The 15,821-nt window shown below is 63.5% G+C and carries 12 protein-coding genes; 7 read left to right on the top strand and 5 right to left on the bottom strand.

Going from position 1 to position 15,821, the window contains the following annotated elements; genetic code table 11:
* Positions 1-14: 14 nt before the first annotated feature.
* Entirely contained in the window at positions 15-1,721 is a 1,707-nt protein-coding gene (locus KSS94_RS11390; RefSeq protein WP_217843074.1) for a ShlB/FhaC/HecB family hemolysin secretion/activation protein, read from the bottom strand.
* A gap of 315 nt (positions 1,722-2,036) precedes the next feature.
* The gene (locus tag KSS94_RS11385) at positions 2,037-3,266 is read right to left on the bottom strand and encodes an acyl-CoA dehydrogenase (RefSeq protein ID WP_217843073.1); all 1,230 of its coding nucleotides are present in this window, start codon (positions 3,264-3,266) and stop codon (positions 2,037-2,039) included.
* A 139-nt stretch (positions 3,267-3,405) separates the two neighbouring features.
* On the opposite strand from KSS94_RS11385, the gene KSS94_RS11380 reads away from it, so the two are divergent.
* The 6 genes from KSS94_RS11380 to KSS94_RS11355 all read left to right on the top strand — a co-directional run bounded on the left by KSS94_RS11380 (position 3,406) and on the right by KSS94_RS11355 (position 10,501).
* Positions 3,406-4,317 carry a LysR family transcriptional regulator gene (locus KSS94_RS11380; RefSeq protein ID WP_217843072.1) on the top strand — a complete coding sequence of 304 codons (912 nt, stop codon included), beginning with the start codon at positions 3,406-3,408 and terminating at the stop codon, positions 4,315-4,317.
* A gap of 36 nt (positions 4,318-4,353) precedes the next feature.
* Positions 4,354-6,138: a P-loop NTPase fold protein gene (locus KSS94_RS11375; protein ID WP_217843071.1), complete on the top strand. Its 1,785-nt coding sequence runs from the start codon at positions 4,354-4,356 to the stop codon at positions 6,136-6,138.
* A 290-nt stretch (positions 6,139-6,428) separates the two neighbouring features.
* A complete protein-coding gene (locus KSS94_RS11370; protein ID WP_217843070.1) occupies positions 6,429-7,535 on the top strand; it encodes a saccharopine dehydrogenase family protein in 1,107 nt (368 codons plus the stop codon).
* A 1-nt stretch (position 7,536) separates the two neighbouring features.
* The gene (locus tag KSS94_RS11365; RefSeq protein ID WP_217843069.1) at positions 7,537-8,016 is read left to right on the top strand and encodes a DUF2269 family protein; all 480 of its coding nucleotides are present in this window, start codon (positions 7,537-7,539) and stop codon (positions 8,014-8,016) included.
* 165 nt (positions 8,017-8,181) lie between these two features.
* Positions 8,182-9,336: a cysteine desulfurase family protein gene (locus KSS94_RS11360; protein ID WP_217843068.1), complete on the top strand. Its 1,155-nt coding sequence runs from the start codon at positions 8,182-8,184 to the stop codon at positions 9,334-9,336.
* 532 nt (positions 9,337-9,868) lie between these two features.
* Positions 9,869-10,501 carry a LysE family translocator gene (locus KSS94_RS11355; protein ID WP_217843067.1) on the top strand — a complete coding sequence of 211 codons (633 nt, stop codon included), beginning with the start codon at positions 9,869-9,871 and terminating at the stop codon, positions 10,499-10,501.
* Positions 10,502-10,504: 3 nt separating this feature from the next.
* On the opposite strand, the gene KSS94_RS11350 is transcribed toward KSS94_RS11355, so the two are convergent.
* Entirely contained in the window at positions 10,505-11,692 is a 1,188-nt protein-coding gene (locus tag KSS94_RS11350) for an MFS transporter (RefSeq protein WP_217843066.1), read from the bottom strand.
* Positions 11,693-11,803: 111 nt separating this feature from the next.
* Between KSS94_RS11350 and KSS94_RS11345 the strand changes: the two genes are divergently transcribed.
* Positions 11,804-12,724, top strand: coding sequence for a LysR family transcriptional regulator (locus KSS94_RS11345; RefSeq protein ID WP_217843065.1), 921 nt, complete (start codon positions 11,804-11,806; stop codon positions 12,722-12,724).
* 159 nt (positions 12,725-12,883) lie between these two features.
* Here the strand turns inward: KSS94_RS11345 and KSS94_RS11340 are convergent, their stop codons facing one another.
* Both KSS94_RS11340 and KSS94_RS11335 read right to left on the bottom strand, forming a co-directional pair.
* Positions 12,884-14,320, bottom strand: a complete 1,437-nt coding sequence (locus KSS94_RS11340) for an aldehyde dehydrogenase (protein ID WP_437180008.1) — start codon at positions 14,318-14,320, stop codon at positions 12,884-12,886.
* Positions 14,321-14,433: 113 nt separating this feature from the next.
* Positions 14,434-15,816, bottom strand: coding sequence for an aspartate aminotransferase family protein (locus tag KSS94_RS11335; RefSeq protein ID WP_217843063.1), 1,383 nt, complete (start codon positions 15,814-15,816; stop codon positions 14,434-14,436).
* Positions 15,817-15,821 lie beyond the last annotated feature (5 nt).

The following is a 15,821-nucleotide window of genomic DNA, read 5'->3' as shown; positions in this document are numbered from 1 at the left end:
TCGTGCAGCAGTAATTAGAGGAAGAAATCCACGCGAAAATAGATCGGCGCTTCTCGCTCGGTCAGGACGGCCGGGCGTTCCAGGGAATGGGCAAAGGTGACGCTGGCGGCGAGATGATCGCCCCGTGCAAACACTTCCAGCGAGTGGCTCGACATGCGCCCGTGCTGATCACCGTTGTAGCGATCGCCACGGATCACGCCCTGGTCATAACCCAGGCCGGTGCCGTACTCGGCGAAGACCGGACGCAACCAAGCAAGCGTTACCGGACGGCTCCAGCGCAGGTCATTGCGCCAGTAGCCACCGCTGTCGCCGGACAAGGCTTGATCCTTGTAACCACGGATGGAGGATTGGCCGCCAAGGCTGGTGCGCTGCGGGCTGAACAGGACATCTTCGCTGCGTTGTGCGGTCATCAGGCTGGAGAAACTGAACGACTCGCCCCACAGCTTGAAGGGTTGCAGGTAACTCGCAGTGGCGGTGTACTTGCGATAGCGCGCGTCGGGCGCGCCCGGGAAGGAATCGCCCCTCCCCTGCGCATCAAAGGCGCCGATCCCCTGCTGCATGCCGAGGTCAAGGTTGACGAAAGCACTGCCGACACGACGCCCGTGATTGATACCAAACTGTGCTTCGCTGATGCGGTTGCTGCTGAGTTTGAGTTTGCTGTCTTCGATGAAGTTATTGCTGCGCAGGTAGGAAAGCCCGGCATTGAGCGAAGTCTTGCTCACGGCATCACGGTGGATCACCCGCTCGGCACGCAGTTGATGGTTTTCACTGTCGCCGGTCTGCTTGAAATTGAAACCGTTGGCGGCGATCTGCGAGCGATACTCGCTCTGGCTGTAGGTATAACTGAAGTTCCACCAGCCCCACGGCAGGTTGTAATAGAGCATCGCGTTGCTGGACGTGTGCTGGTGATCAGTCATGGCATCGCGACCGCCGCGTAGCATCAACTGATCCGCCAAGCCCAGTGGATTGTCCCAATCCAGGGTGGTGTTCCACTGCTGCTCGCCAGTGCTGCGCTGGCCACCGTTGTTGCGTGACAGGCTGGCACGCCAAGGCTTCTGCGGGTTGTTCTTGACCAGTATCTCGCTGCCGCCCACGCTCTGGCCGGGCGCCAACTCCATCTGTGCCTGATTCGAGGGCAGGCGGTTGAGCTGATCGACCATCTGCTCGATTTCGCGCAGATTGACCAGCGCTCCCGAACTGCCAGGGAAAGCCATGGCCAGCTCACGGTCGGACAACTGGCTGCCATCCGCGCCTTTCAATCCCTCGAGTTTGCCTTCTACCACCAGCACCTGCAGATGCCCGCCGGAGAGATCCTGCTGCGGCAGATAGGCGCGGCTGGTGACCCAGCCTTTTTCGATGTAGTCGTGGGTGATGGATTTGAGCAGCTCATTGAGCTGGGTAACACCCAGGCATTGGCCGACGTAGCGTTTGAACAGACGGTTTTTATCGCTGCCCGAAAGACTATCGGCGCCTTTGAGCTCAATGTCCTTGATCGGAAAACAGCGAGTGTCCGCAGGCGTCGACGCGGCCGTGGGCGTGCCTTGCCTGCCGGGTAATTCCTTCAGTTCCTCGAGGCGCCGACGCTGCTCTTCGAGCAAGCGGTCCTGGCGTTCGCGGATAAGATCGGTTTCACCGGGCGTTGGCGCGGCATAGGTGAGGTTCAGCAGAGAAAGGCAGAGCAAAGCCAGACACAACCTCGCCACGAGGGCGGGTGAAGGCATGTTCGATCCCTCGAAGCAGAGAGTGATAGCAAAATAGTGGCATTATGCTATATAGCCACTATTTTGGCGTCAACACTCCTTGGTAATCGCCAACAGGGTGATTCCATCTGCTCAAGAACATGCCGAGGATATTTGAGGCTTCCCCGCCCCTGAAATCCGGTTCATCGTTAGGCCAAGCCCCATGGCCGGCCAGCAACTGCGCTGCCGCCCCACCTGCACGCGCGGCATTCGATTGCCGAATGCTACGCACCGGGTGCAGGGCGCCCCCCTGAACGGCGCCATACCCGAAGCTGCCGGTCACACTGTCTGGCCCCCTCACCGCCCGCTGCGCAGCATCTCCTTGGGCACATACTTGCCGATCTCATACTTGCCAATGGCTGCCCGGTGCACTTCATCCGGCCCGTCGGCCAGGCGCAGGGTGCGCTGCATGGCGTACATGTAGGCCAGCGGGAAGTCGCCACTGACCCCGGCACCGCCGTGAATCTGGATCGCCCGGTCGATCACCTTCAATGCCACGTTGGGCGCCACCACCTTGATTTGCGCAATCTCGCTGCGCGCCACCTTGTTGCCCACGGTGTCCATCATGTACGCAGCCTTCAAGGTCAACAGGCGGGCCATGTCGATTTCCATGCGCGAGTCGGCAATCTTGTCGACGTTGCCGCCCAGGCGCGCCAGTGGCTTGCCGAAGGCGGTGCGCTGCACCGAGCGCTTGCACATCAGCTCAAGCGCGCGTTCGGCCATGCCGACCGAGCGCATGCAATGGTGGATGCGGCCCGGGCCCAGGCGGCCCTGGGCGATCTCGAAGCCGCGGCCCTCGCCCAGAATCACGTTGTCATACGGCACCCGCACGTTCTCGAACACTACCTCGGCGTGGCCGTGGGGGGCGTCGTCGTAGCCGAACACCGGCAGCGGGCGGACGATCTTCACCCCTGCCGCGTCGGTGGGCACCAGCACCATCGAGTGCTGCTCGTGGCGCTGGCCGTCGGGGTTGGACAGGCCCATGAAGATCATCACCTTGCAGCGCGGGTCGCAAGCGCCGGAGGTCCACCACTTGCGGCCGTTGATCACCCATTGGTCGCCATCACGCACGGCGGTGGCAGCCATGTTGGTGGCATCAGACGAGGCCACATCGGGCTCGGTCATGGCGAACGCCGAGCGGATCTCACCGCGCAGCAACGGCTCCAGCCACTGGCGCTTCTGCGCCTCGCTGCCATAGCGCACCAGCACCTCCATGTTGCCGGTGTCCGGCGCCGAGCAGTTGAACGGCTCGGGCCCCAACAGCGAACGGCCCATGATCTCGGCCAGCGGCGCGTACTCCAGGTTGCTCAGGCCGGCGCCGTACTCGGACTCGGGCAAAAACAGGTTCCACAGCCCTTCGGCGCGGGCCTTGGCCTTGAGCTCCTCCATGATCGCGGTGGGCTGCCAGCGGTCGCCCTCGGCGACCTGGCGCTCGAACACCGGCTCGGCCGGGTACACGTATGCATCCATGAACGCGCTGACACGCTCGCGCAGTGCCTGCACCTTGGGCGAATAGGCGAAATCCATCGGGGCTACCTTCGGTCAGTGAAGAACATGGGCGCAGCCTAGAACAGCCGGCCTGAATCCACCTAGCCTATTTTCTACGTGTATAAACATTCATAACCGATATATGATCCGCCGATAATTCCAACAAAGAGCGGCGCCCATGAACCTCAGCAAGGTCGACCTCAACCTGTTCATCGTCTTCGACGCCATCTATACCGAAGCCAACCTGACCCGCGCCGGGCAGATCGTCGGCATCACCCAGCCGGCAGTGTCCAACGCCCTATCGCGGCTGCGCGAAACCTTCAACGACCCGCTGTTCGTGCGCACCGCCCAGGGCATGGTGCCCACGCCGATGGCGCAGAACATCATCGGCCCGGTGCGCAACGCCCTGGCCCTGCTGCGCACCTCGGTGCAAGAGAGCCGCATCTTCAACCCGCAGCAGGCCAGCAAGACCTTCCGCATCAGCATGACCGACCTCACCGAGGCGGTGATATTGCCGCCGCTGTTCCAGCGCCTGCGCCGCCTGGCCCCGGCCCTGGTGATCGAGAGCTTCCTGTGCAAGCGCCGCGAAACCACCAAGGAACTGGCTGCCGGGCGCCTGGACTTTGCCGTGGACGCGCCGCTGAACACTGACCCGCAGGTGCGCCACGTCAAGCTGATGCAGGACCACTACGTATGCGCCATGCGCCCCGGCCACCCGCTGGCCGACAGCAAGCTGACCCTGGACAGCTACCTGGGCATGACCCATATCCATATCTCCAGCCGGCGCAACGGCCTGGGCTACGTTGACCTGGCCCTAGGCAAGATGGGCGTGCAGCGCCGCGTGGCGCTGCGCTCGCAGCACTACCTGATGGCCTCGCAGGTGCTGCAGCAGACCGACATGGTGATGACCGTGCCGGAGCGCTTCGCCCGCCGCCACCAGTTGCGCCACCAGCCGCTGCCGGTGGAAGTGCCGGCGCTGGAAACCCACCTGTACTGGCACGAAAGCACCGACCAGGACCCGGCCAACCGCTGGATGCGCGAGCAGATCATCGAGCTGTGCGAGCGGGTGGCGGCGCAGGAAGAAATATAATTAAAGCCCATTTATTATGCAGCGAGTCAATAAATCATGAAAAATGATATCAATCATCATATTTCGGAAAGCATTAAACGGTATCTCAAGCAATCCGACACCGAAAATGCGATCCTGCTAAATGGGAAATGGGGGTGTGGCAAAACCCATTTTATTGAAGACTTCATAAGAAATAACACTTCAGATGACGTACGAACCCTTTACATCAGCCTCTTCGGACTCAAATCCTCAAGAGACATAGACAATCGCATCCTGAGTAGCTTCTATCCTGCACTAGAGTCCAAACCAGCCAAATTAATAGGTGCCCTGTTAAAGGCTGCCAGTGCAACCATAAGCCTTGACCTGGATGGGAGCGGCACCGACGAAACCAAGATAAAAGCCGACTCCAAAGAAATCAATCTTTATAACCTGCTGATCGCTGACAAGAAAGATTTTATTCTTATCCTTGATGACTTTGAACGAACCGATATAAAAGTACCCGAGCTACTTGGATACATTTACAATGCAGTGCTTTCCTGCAAAATAAAAACAATAGTCATTGCCAACGAAGAAGAAATACCAGACGAGAACAAATTAGCCTACAGCAGATTCAAAGAAAAAGTCATAGGAAAAACTTTTGAAGTACGGCACGACCCCAAAACCGTAATCAGTAGCTTCCTAAAACCTCACAAGTTTCTAAGCAAGCATCGGGACGCTATTCTAGAAACATTCGCGCTCTCCGACCATAAAAACCTGAGAACAGTCAAACAGACCATTGACGACTTCACCATACTGCACGACCAGCTTGAACCGCAGTACAAAACCCATCAAGACTACGTAAACGCGCTGATCAGAACATTCTTCCCTCTTTCAAACACGCTACGTAGCAATGCTAACCGGCACAACATAAAGGAATTACTACAGCACAACTCCGACTTCAGAAATCGCTATCTTGCGAAGCAGAACCCTATATTCAACGACACACTTTGGAGAGAAATAATCATCGAGCACGATTATTCAAACCTAAACCCAGAGACTTCAAAGCTGTCTTACTTCATCAAAAGCCCCCCCAAAGAGAAAGACACGCTCGAGCAGCTAAAACAATTCAAGCTGCTTGAAGAACCTGAATTTTACGACCTACTGAAAACCCTAGTATCCGAGGTAAAAAACAACTCAGAAACTCCCCCAGCTCTATATATAGAAAAAATCAAACTCTTAGCTATCTTCTCTGAGGAAGGTCTCAGCTCACTCCCTACCACATCGCTCAAAAACTTTATCGCCAGCTATGAAAATCATTATCGAGAAAGTCATCACTGGGGTAATACCAAGCTTGAAGATTCTACAGTAGCCAGTACCAGCCCCACCCTTCGAGCAGCGCTGACAAAGCTAATAAAAAACAATAACTCCACTTACATAAAGAGATCCCAAGAAGCGTCCACTCAAGCCACCAGCGAAGAGGCTGAAAAATTCTACCTCGCCACGACGTCCGGCGACAGAACTGCGCTCCTAGGCATCCTAAAAAAACGCTCTTCATCTGCTTATTTCTCTACACTTAGCGCAGAAGCACTCTCCAACGCCATATTAAACTGCAAGCACTCTGCGCTCGAAGACTTTCACGAAATCGTTCACAGCCGTTATGTCGACTATCGCTTACGCCCTCATCCGGCCCACCCTTACTACGCAGCTGATGCAGAGTTCTGGCATGAATTCAAAAAAATTATTCAGCACAAGCGTGCCAACCTCAGTAAGTTTAAAGTCTACATAATCGAGCAATTCTTGAATAATTCCGTTGATAGTTTTATCTATCTTTTAACAGGCAAAAAATCTGACGAACCGACTTGATTTCATGCTCAACCGCACAAGTCGCACCGCTGTTCATGAACGCTGGACGTCTAGCATCAGGTCCGGTAGGAGGCTATGCCACCTAGCGGGGCGCGCCGCACGAATCGCTGAGGGCATCTAGATGTGGAATTAGCGGGACTGCCCTCGTTGCCAGAACGTGCCTTATCTGCCTGTAAGCCGGATCGTACAGCGAGGCGGCCATGCCGGCTTGCATTGCCCGGCACTTTCAGTAACCCTTGCGCCGCCCTGACCCGGGCCACCCAGCCCCCCCCGCACAAGGAACGCGCAGCATGCCCATCCGTACCCTGGTGATCGGCGCCTACGGCAATTTCGGGCGCATCATCTGCCGCCACCTGGACTGCATGCCGGAGGTACAGCTGGTGATCGCCGGGCGCAACGGCGCCTCCCTGGCCAAGCTTGCCGAGCAACTGACCGATAGCGAACGCTGGTGCGGCGATGCCATGGCCGACGGCTTCGCCGAGGCCCTGCGTGCGCTGCGCATCGACTGGGTGATCCACACCGGCGGGCCGTTCCAGGGCCAGCCCTACCACGTGGCAGAAGCTTGCATCGAGGCCGGGGCGAACTACTGCGACCTGGCCGACTGCCGGGCATTCGTCAGCGGCATCGCCCAGCTGGACGAGCGCGCCCGCAAGGCCGGCGTTGCCCTGCTCAGCGGATGCAGCTCGGTGCCCAGCCTGTCGTCGGCGATTCTCGACGAACAGCGCCAGCGCTTCAGCCACATCGAGACCATCGAGCATGGCATCACCTCCTCGGCAAAAATGCCTGGCCTTTCCACCATCGAAGGCGTGCTGGCCTACGCCGGCCGGCCCATCCCGCAATGGCGCAATGGCCACCCGTGCACCGTGGACGGCTGGCTGGGCCTGCAGCTGCGCCACCTGCCGGGGCTCGGCTGGCGCCTGCTGAACAACGTCGATGTACCGGACATGGCAATCTTCCCGGCCCGTTACGGCGCCGCCAGCGTGGCCTTCAAGGCAGGCTCCGGGCTGATGGCCGGCGGCCTGGCCAATGCGGCACTGGCGCTGCTGGTCAAGCTGGGCCCGGTTCGCGACCCGCTGCCCTGGGCGCGGCGCCTGTACCGCCTGGGCGTGCGCGTGGAGCATTGGGGCGACGGCAAGAGCGCCATGTACTTGGACGTGCGTGGCCGCGATGAAAATGGCCAGCCCCTGCGCCTGCACGCCCAGGTGACGGCACTGGACGACAAAGGCCCGGAAATCCCCAGCTGCGCCGCCGTGGCACTGATCGCCAAGGTGGCCGATGGCTACCGGCCACAGCCCGGTGCACGGCCCTGTGTCGGCGAAATCAGCGTGGCCGAATACCTGGCCGCCATCGATGCTCCGGACAAGATCCGCTACAGCCTCGACTACCGGCACGGCTGATATGGACTACCTGCTGCTCAAGTACCTGCATGTAATCGCCGCGATATTCCTGTTCGGGTTCGGCATGGGCTCGTACCTGTACCTGATCGCCGCCCACCGCACCGGCGACACCCGGGTGATTGCCGCCGTGGCGCGCCTTGTGGTGCGCTTCGATGCCTGGATCACCACCCCGGCAGGCGCCCTGCAACTGCTGACCGGCTACGCCATGGTGCGCCTGACTGGCATGGACTGGTCGGGCGGCTGGCTGCTGGCGGCGCTGCTGATCTTCTTCGGCGTAGGCGCACTGTGGTTGCCGGTGCTGGCGCTGCAAAAGCGCATGCAGGCCCTCGCCGCCCAGGCCTGCGCAAGCGGCACGCCACTGCCTGCCGGTTACCAGCGGCTGTACCGCTGCTGGCTGTGGATGGGGGTTGCGGGGTTTGCCGGGATGTTCCTGATGGTGCTGGTGATGGTCAGCAAACTGGCACCCTGGCAGTGGTTTTAAGGCTGCAGGAGAAATTTTTTCTACGTCATAAGCTAATGGCGAAACGATAGTTCTGAATCAGCGCCAGCCTGCGGTAAGAAGGGAAAACCTTCGCCGCAGCGTCCCCGTAGCATGCGGTTCATGGCGGCCGACCACCGGCCCCCCTGCACGGACCCGCTCCCGATCATGACCAGCGCCCCGCTTTACTTCGATTACGCCGCCACCACACCAGTCGACGACCGGGTCATCGAAACCATGCTCACCTGCCTGGGCCGCGAGGCCCATTTCGGCAACCCCGCTTCCAGCGGCCACTTCTACGGCCAGGCCGCCCGCGAAGTGGTGGACCAGGCCCGGCGCCAGGTGGCCGACCAGGTCGGCGCGCAGCCTGATGAGCTGGTGTGGACCTCAGGCGCCACCGAATCCAACAACCTGGCGCTCAAGGGCATCGCCCAGGGTGCCGGCGCGGTAGGCCATATCATCACCAGCCAGCTGGAGCACAAAGCCGTGCTCGACACCGCCGCCGAGCTTGAGCGCCAAGGCTGGGCCATCACCCGCCTGACGCCGGATGCCCAGGGCCTGATCCAGCCGCAAGCCGTGCAGGCGGCGTTGCGCCCGGACACCCGCCTGGTGTCGCTGATGGCGGTGAACAACGAACTGGGCACGCTCACCGACTTCGCGGCCATCGGCGCCCTGGTGCGTGCCCACGGCGCCCTGCTGCATGTGGATGCGGCGCAGGCCGTGGGCAAGGTGGCCATCGACCTGGCCCGCCAGCCGGTCGACCTGATGTCGTTTTCGGCGCACAAGGTCTATGGCCCCAAGGGCATCGGCGTGCTGTACGTCGGCCCCCGCGCCCGCGACGGGCTGCGTGCCCAAATGCACGGCGGCGGCCACGAGCGCGGCCTGCGCTCCGGTACCCTGGCCACCCACCAGATCGCCGGCATGGGCAGCGCCTTCGCCCTGGCTGGCCAGCCCGGTGACGCCGAGCACCTGCGCATCGAGCAACTGTCGCGGCGCCTGCGTGACGGGCTGCTGGCGCTGCCGGGGGTGACATTGAACGGCTGCCCGCTGCAGCGCGTGCCGCACACCCTCAACCTGTGTATCGACAGCAAGGGCTACAACGGCCTGGCCTTGGCCGGCGAGCTGGCCGTGTCGAGCACCTCGGCCTGCAACTCGGCGAGCAACGCTGCTTCCCACGTGCTGCTGGCCCTGGGGTTGAGCGAACACCAGGCGCGCAACAGCGTGCGGGTGAGTATCGGGCGCTTTACCCGTGAGGCGGATGTGGACCAGGCGGTTGCAGTGTTCAGGCGGGTGCTCGGGGCGGCGGCGGTGGCGTTGTGGTAGGAGCGGCCTTGCCGGGGCGCCGTCCGGTCGAGATGGGGCGCGTAGCGGCCCCACGATCTCGGCATCATGCCAAATCGCCGGGGCTGCTGCGCAGCCCTTTCCGACCGGTCCGGCGCCCCGGCAAGGCCTACAGGTACAGCGCCTGATTCGGGATCTGCTCAATCCTGTGGGAAGCGGCCTTGTGTCGCGATGGGGCGCGCAGCGGCCCCACGATCTCGGCATCATGCCAAATCGCCGGGGCTGCTGCGCAGCCCTTTCCGACCGGTCCGGCGCCCCGGCAAGGCCGCTCAGGTACAGCGCCTGATTCGGGATCTGCTCAATCCTGTGGGAAGCGGCCTTGTGTCGCGATGGGGCGCGCAGCGGCCCCGGGATATCGGCTTCATGCGAAATCGCCGGGGCTGCTTTGCAGCCCATCGCGACACAAGGCCGCTCCTACGGGTACAGCGCTGATTCTGGCCACGCGCAATCCTGTGGCGCGCCTGGCAAACAACTGGCATCGTGACACCTCCCCACCGCGCACAGGACGCGCCCCATGGCACTGCACCTCTGGCTGACCTTCTCCCTCGCCTACCTGCTGACCTCGCTCAGCCCCGGCCCCAACGTGCTGCTGACCGTGCGCAACGCCCTGCGCTACGGCCCGTCGGGCATGGGCATGACGCTGTTTGGCAACCTTGCCGCGCAACTGCTGGCGATCAGCGCCGTGGCCATGGGCATCGGCGCCCTGCTGGTGTCGCTGCCGGCGGCGTTTCTGGTACTCAAGCTGGTGGGCGCCGGCTACCTGATCTACCTCGGCCTGCGCCAGCTACTGGCCCGCGGCGCCAGCAACACGGCCAGCAACCAGCCGATTGCCGTGCGCCACCACAGCAAGTGGCGTATCGGCCTGGAGGCGTTTCTGGTGTCGGCCAGCAACCCCAAGACCCTGGTGTTCTTCTGCGCCTTCCTGCCGCAGTTTCTCGAACCCGGGCGGCCGATCTTCGGCCAGTTCGCGGCGATGTACCTGAGCATGGCGCTGATCGTCTGCCTGGTGCATTCGTTCTACTGCTTCACTGCCTACCGCTTCGGCCAGCGCATCAAGGCCTCGCCCATCGCGGCCTGGTTCAAGCGCGCCACCGGCGCGCTGTTCATCGGGCTGGGGGTACGCCTGCTCAATACCCGGGCGGTGTAAGGCTCACTCCCGCCCCAGCAACAGCAGCGCGGCGATGATCGCCAGCACCGCGAGCCCACAAGCCACGTACCCCAGCGCGCCCAGGCCCAGGGCCTGGATAGCCACCCCACCCAGTGCTGCGCCAGCGGCGATGCCGGCATTGGCCGCCGACACATTCAAGGTGCCGGCCAGCGCCTGGGCCTTGGCCCCGGCCTGCATCACCCGCACCTGGCACACCGGGAACAGCGCGGTATAAGCCACCCCCCACAGCACCAGCGCCACGATCAACAGCGCTGTGTGCGTGGCCAGCGGCGCTACCGCGCCCATGCCCAGCGCCAGCATCACCAACAGCAGCACGGTGGCCCGCAGCGGGCTGCGGTCGGCGATACGGCCGGCCAGTGCATTGCCCAGCATGCCCACCACGCCAAAGCCCATCAGCCACCAACCCACCTGGTTGGCCGGCACACCGGCCAGGCGCTCGAGGATTTCGGCGAGGTAGGTGTAGGCGGTGAACATCGCGCTGAACACCAACGCCGACAACAGCACATGGGCGATGAAGCGGCGGTCCTTGAGAATCACCCCCTGCCCCTGGCCATCGGCGCGCTTGGGCACCACCGGCATGCGCGGCAACCAGGCCCACATCAACAGCGCCACCAGCAGGCACAGCCCGGCCAACAGCCAGAAGCTGCCGCGCCAGCCCACAACGCCGGCGGCCAGGGTGCCCAGCGGAATACCGAACACGAAGGCTGCGGTGATACCCAGGTACACCCGCGACACCGCCCACCCTTCGCGCCCCTTGCCCGCCAGTTGCCCGGCGCTTTCGCTGGCAGTGCCCCAGAACACTGGCAAGGCCAGCGCGGCGATGAAGCGCGACAGGGCCAGCAACCACAGGCTGGGGGCCACCGCCGACAGCACGTTGGCGCCGGCAAACACCAGCAGGATGCCAATGAACAGCGGCTTGCGCGGCAACGGCGACAGCCAGGCGGTCAGCGGTGGCCCGAACAGCATCACGGTGACCGCGAACAAAGTGACCAGCTGGCCGGCACCGGCCACCGACAGGCCCAGGTCGCGCGCCAGCATCGGCAGCAGGCCGAGGATGATGAATTCGGTGGTCAACACGGCAAAGCCGCCGACGGCCAGCAGGCCGATCGACAGCCCGGCACGGGGCCGCGGGCGCACAGCGGCGCCGCAGGCCAGGGTGGAACTGGTCATGGTGAAACGATCCTTGGTAAACGAGGCGCCAGTCTACTCTGGAATCTGGTTCGTATTACTGGTAGTAATTCCGCAATCAAACGAACCAGTTTCACCAATAGCGAGCCCGCCATGTCCGCTTCCGAGCGCCTGAAAGACATCGACCTGTTCGTCTGCGTGGCCAATGCCGGCAGTTTCAATGCCGCCGCCGAGCGCCTGAACCTTACCCCCTCTGCCGTCAGCAAGGGCATCGCGCGCCTGGAGCGGCGCCTGCAGGTACGCCTGTTCGAACGCACCACCCGGCGCCTGGCCCTCACCGACGGCGGCGCGGCCTACTACCGCACCTGCAGCCGCGTGCTGGGCGACCTGGAGGATGCCGAGCAGGCGCTCAACGAAGCGCACAGCACCCCCAGCGGTCACCTGCGCATCGACCTGCCGGCCAGCTTCGGCCGCCTGCACGCGCTGCCGGCGGTGCTGGCCTTTGCCGACCAACACCCCAAGCTGCAGCCGCATATCACCCTGTCGGACCGCTTCGTCGACCTGGCCGAAGACAGCATCGACATCGTCGTACGCATCGGCGGCCCGCACAGTTGGCAGCCCGGCATCGAGCATCACTACCTGGGCAACCAGCGCCTGGTGTTCTGCGCCGCCCCCGCCTACCTGGCCCGGCACGGCACCCCGCGCGACGAGGACGAACTGCGCGCCCACGGCTGCGTGCTGTATGCCTGCACCGACGGCAGCACGCCGGCACTGCACTTCACCGGCGCGCGCCTTGGGGTGGACCTGCTCAAGCCCATGCCGGGGCGCCTGGCCATCGGCGATGGCGAGGGGCAGGCGATGGCGGTGATGGCTGGGCTTGGGATTGCCCAGTTGCCAACCTGGCTGGTGCAGCGCCAGCTGGATGACGGCAGCCTGGTGCAGGTGCTGCCTGAATGCGAAGTGCAGGGGCTGCCGATTCACCTGGCCTGGCGGCGCAACCGCGGGCACCTGCCCAAGGTCAGTGCCTTGGTGCAGGCGTTGACGCTGAGCCTGGGGCGGGTGGTGCGGGGGTAGGTTGCTGCTCCGGAACAATGCTCAGGGGTGCCTGTACCGGCCTCATCGCCGGCAAGCCGGCTCCTACAGGGAACGCATGGCCTTCAGGGTTGCGCTGTACCTGTAGGAGCCGGCTTGCCGGCGATGAGGCAGGTGCGCCAGTACACACCCACAGCGGCCTCACACCCCGCGCAACTGAATCCAGGTGGTCTTCAACTGCGTGTACTTGTCGAAGGCATGCAGCGACAAGTCGCGGCCGAACCCCGATTGCTTGTACCCGCCAAACGGGGTGATCACATCCAGTGCATCGACGGTATTGACCGACACACTGCCCACCTTCAACTGCCGGGCCACCCGGTGCACGCGGTTCAGGTCGTCGCTCCACACCGACGCCGCCAGCCCGTAGATGCTGTCGTTGGCCAACTGGATCGCCTGCTCTTCAGTGTCGAATGCCATCACCGCCAGCACCGGCCCGAAAATTTCCTCACGGGCCAGCGCCGACCCGGGCCGCACCCCGGTGAAGATGGTCGGTTCGATGAAATTGCTAGAACCGTTGAAGCTGAGCTGGCGCCCGCCACACACCAGGCTCGCACCCTCCTCCCGCCCACGGGCGATGGCCGCCATGATGCGCGCGGTCTGCTCGCCGTCGACGATGGCCCCGGCGTGGCTGGCCGGGGCCAGCGGGTCACCGGGGTACCAGTGGCGAGCCTTGGCAACCAGCCGCTCGACGAACGCGTCGTGGATCGAGCGCTGCACATACAGGCGCGAGTTGGCCGAACAGAATTCGCCCTGGTTGAAGAAGATACCGAACGCGGCTTTTTCGGCCGCAAGGTCCAGGTCACCGCAGTCGTCGAACACCAGGTTCGGGCTTTTGCCGCCACACTCCAGCCACACCTGCTTGAGGTTCGATTGCGCCGAATACTGCATGAAGTACTTGCCCACCTGGGTGGAGCCGGTGAATACCAGGCAGTCCACGTCGGGGTGCAGGCCCAGCGCCCTGCCGGCGGTTTCGCCAAGGCCAGGCACCACGTTGAGCACCCCTTCGGGCAGCCCGGCTTCCAGCGCCAGCTGGGCCAGGCGCAGTGCCGACAGCGGCGACTGCTCGGCAGGCTTGAGCACCACGCTGTTGCCGGCCGCCAGGGCCGGGGCCAGCTTCCAGGCGGCCATGTCCAGCGGGAAGTTCCACGGCACCACAGCCGCCACTACGCCAATGGCCTCGCGGGTAATGGTGGCCACGGCGTTGCGGGCGGTGGGCGCCACCTGGTCGTAGAGTTTGTCCAGCGCCTCGGCATACCAGGCAAACACGTGGGCTGCGCCCGGCACATCGATGTTCAGCGCGTCCATCACCGGCTTGCCCATGTTCAGCGATTCCAGCAACGCCAGCTCTTCGCGGTGGGCCAGCATCAGCTCGGCCAGGCGCAGCAGCACGCGCTTGCGCTCGGCCGGCGCCATGCGCGCCCAGGGGCCTTGCTCAAAGGCTTGCCGGGCGCTGGCCACGGCGCGGTCGACGTCGGTTTCAGCGCAGCTGGCGACCTTGGCCAGCAACTGCTGGTTGGCCGGGTTGACGGCATCGAAGGTGGCTCCACTGGCGGCGGGTACCAGGTGCCCGCCGATCATGGCCCGGTCGGGGAAGGTCAGTTCGGCGGCCTTGCGCTGCCAATAATTCAGGTCGTACACATCAGGCTCCAGGCGACCGCCAGGCGGTCGCGGGTATTCAGGGAGGGGTGGCGTTACAGCTTGCCGACCAGGCGCGCGGTGCGGTCGACGGCCTTGCGGGTCTTGTCCACCAACTCGTCCAGTTCGCCATGGTTGGCCACCAGCGCCGGCGCCATGATCATGCGGCCCAGGGTGGAGCGGATGATCACCCCTTCCTCGAAGCCGAAGGTGCGGCATTGCCAGGCCAGGTCGTTCTCGTTGGCGTAGCGCTTGCGGCTGGGCTTGTGCTCGGCGAACTGCAGCGCCGCCACCAGGCCTGCGCCCTGCACCTGGCCAATCAGCGGGTGGTCGGCGAACACCTCGCGCAGGATGCGTTGCAGATAGGGGCCGGTGTCTTCCTTGACCTGGCGCACAATGCCCTCGTCGCGCAGGGCCTTGAGGTTGGCGATGGCCACCGCTGCCGCCACCGGGTGGCCAGAGTAGGTCAGGCCGTGGGCGAACACCCCGCCGCGCTCCACCAGCGCCTCGGCGATGCGCTTGCTCAGCACCAGGCCGCCCATGGGCACGTAGCCGCTGGTCAGGCCCTTGGCGATGGACAGGGTGTCGGGCTCGAAGCCGAAGTATTCATGGGCGAACCATTCGCCGGTACGGCCAAAGCCACCGATCACCTCGTCGGCGCACAGCAGCACGTCGTACTGGCGGCAGATACGCTGGATCTCGGGCCAGTAGCTTTCTGGCGGGAAGATCATGCCGCCGGCGCCCTGGAACGGCTCGGCAATGAAGCCTGCGACGTTTTCGGCGCCCAGCTCGAGGATCTTCTCTTCCAGCTGCAGCGCGCAGCGGCGGCCGAACTCGGCCGGGGTCAGCTCACCACCCTCGGCGTACCAGTAGGGCTCATCGATGTGCGCCACATCCGGGATCAGCCCGCCCATCTCGTGCATGAACTTCATGCCGCCCAGCGCCGTGGCTGCCAGGGTGGAGCCGTGATAGCCGTTCCAGCGGCCAATCATGATTTTCTTGTTCGGCTGGCCGACCACCTGCCAGTAGCGGCGCACGGTGCGGATCAGCACCTCGTTGGCCTCGGAGCCGGAGTTGGTGTAGATGGCGTGGCTGTAGTGCCCCGGCAGCAGGCTGAACAGCAGCTCGGACAGCTCGATCACTGCCGGGTGGGTGGTGTGGAAGAACATGTTGTAGTACGCCAGCTGGTCCATCTGCGTGGCGGCGGCGGCAGTCAGGTCGCGGCGCCCGTAGCCCAGCTGGGTGCACCACAGGCCGGACATACCGTCCAGGTAGCGCTTGCCTTCGCTGTCCCACAGGTGCAGGCGCTCACCACCGACGATCACCCGCGGGCCTTCGGCGTTGAGCGCCTTCTGGTCGAGGAAGGCGTGGATGTGGTGGGCGGCGTCGCTGGCCTGGTAGTCGCGGGTCTGGCGTTGCGGGGCAAAAGGCGCATTCATGGCGG

Source organism: Pseudomonas fakonensis (assembly GCF_019139895.1).
Classification (GTDB): Bacteria; Pseudomonadota; Gammaproteobacteria; order Pseudomonadales; family Pseudomonadaceae; genus Aquipseudomonas; species Aquipseudomonas fakonensis.
This window is presented reverse-complemented; position numbering and strand designations above follow the sequence as displayed.

What these genes read in the sequence shown, in the direction of transcription:
- KSS94_RS11350 (WP_217843066.1), bottom strand. Translation starts at nt 11,692, where the DNA reads ATGACCAGTTCCACCCTGGCCTGCGGCGCCGCTGTGCGCCCGCGGCCC.
- KSS94_RS11355 (WP_217843067.1), top strand. Translation starts at nt 9,869, where the DNA reads ATGGCACTGCACCTCTGGCTGACCTTCTCCCTCGCCTACCTGCTGACC.
- KSS94_RS11345 (WP_217843065.1), top strand. Translation starts at nt 11,804, where the DNA reads ATGTCCGCTTCCGAGCGCCTGAAAGACATCGACCTGTTCGTCTGCGTG.
- KSS94_RS11390 (WP_217843074.1), bottom strand. Translation starts at nt 1,721, where the DNA reads ATGCCTTCACCCGCCCTCGTGGCGAGGTTGTGTCTGGCTTTGCTCTGC.
- KSS94_RS11375 (WP_217843071.1), top strand. Translation starts at nt 4,354, where the DNA reads ATGAAAAATGATATCAATCATCATATTTCGGAAAGCATTAAACGGTAT.
- KSS94_RS11340 (WP_437180008.1), bottom strand. Translation starts at nt 14,320, where the DNA reads ATGATCGGCGGGCACCTGGTACCCGCCGCCAGTGGAGCCACCTTCGAT.
- KSS94_RS11385 (WP_217843073.1), bottom strand. Translation starts at nt 3,266, where the DNA reads ATGGATTTCGCCTATTCGCCCAAGGTGCAGGCACTGCGCGAGCGTGTC.
- KSS94_RS11370 (WP_217843070.1), top strand. Translation starts at nt 6,429, where the DNA reads ATGCCCATCCGTACCCTGGTGATCGGCGCCTACGGCAATTTCGGGCGC.
- KSS94_RS11335 (WP_217843063.1), bottom strand. Translation starts at nt 15,816, where the DNA reads ATGAATGCGCCTTTTGCCCCGCAACGCCAGACCCGCGACTACCAGGCC.
- KSS94_RS11380 (WP_217843072.1), top strand. Translation starts at nt 3,406, where the DNA reads ATGAACCTCAGCAAGGTCGACCTCAACCTGTTCATCGTCTTCGACGCC.
- KSS94_RS11365 (WP_217843069.1), top strand. Translation starts at nt 7,537, where the DNA reads ATGGACTACCTGCTGCTCAAGTACCTGCATGTAATCGCCGCGATATTC.
- KSS94_RS11360 (WP_217843068.1), top strand. Translation starts at nt 8,182, where the DNA reads ATGACCAGCGCCCCGCTTTACTTCGATTACGCCGCCACCACACCAGTC.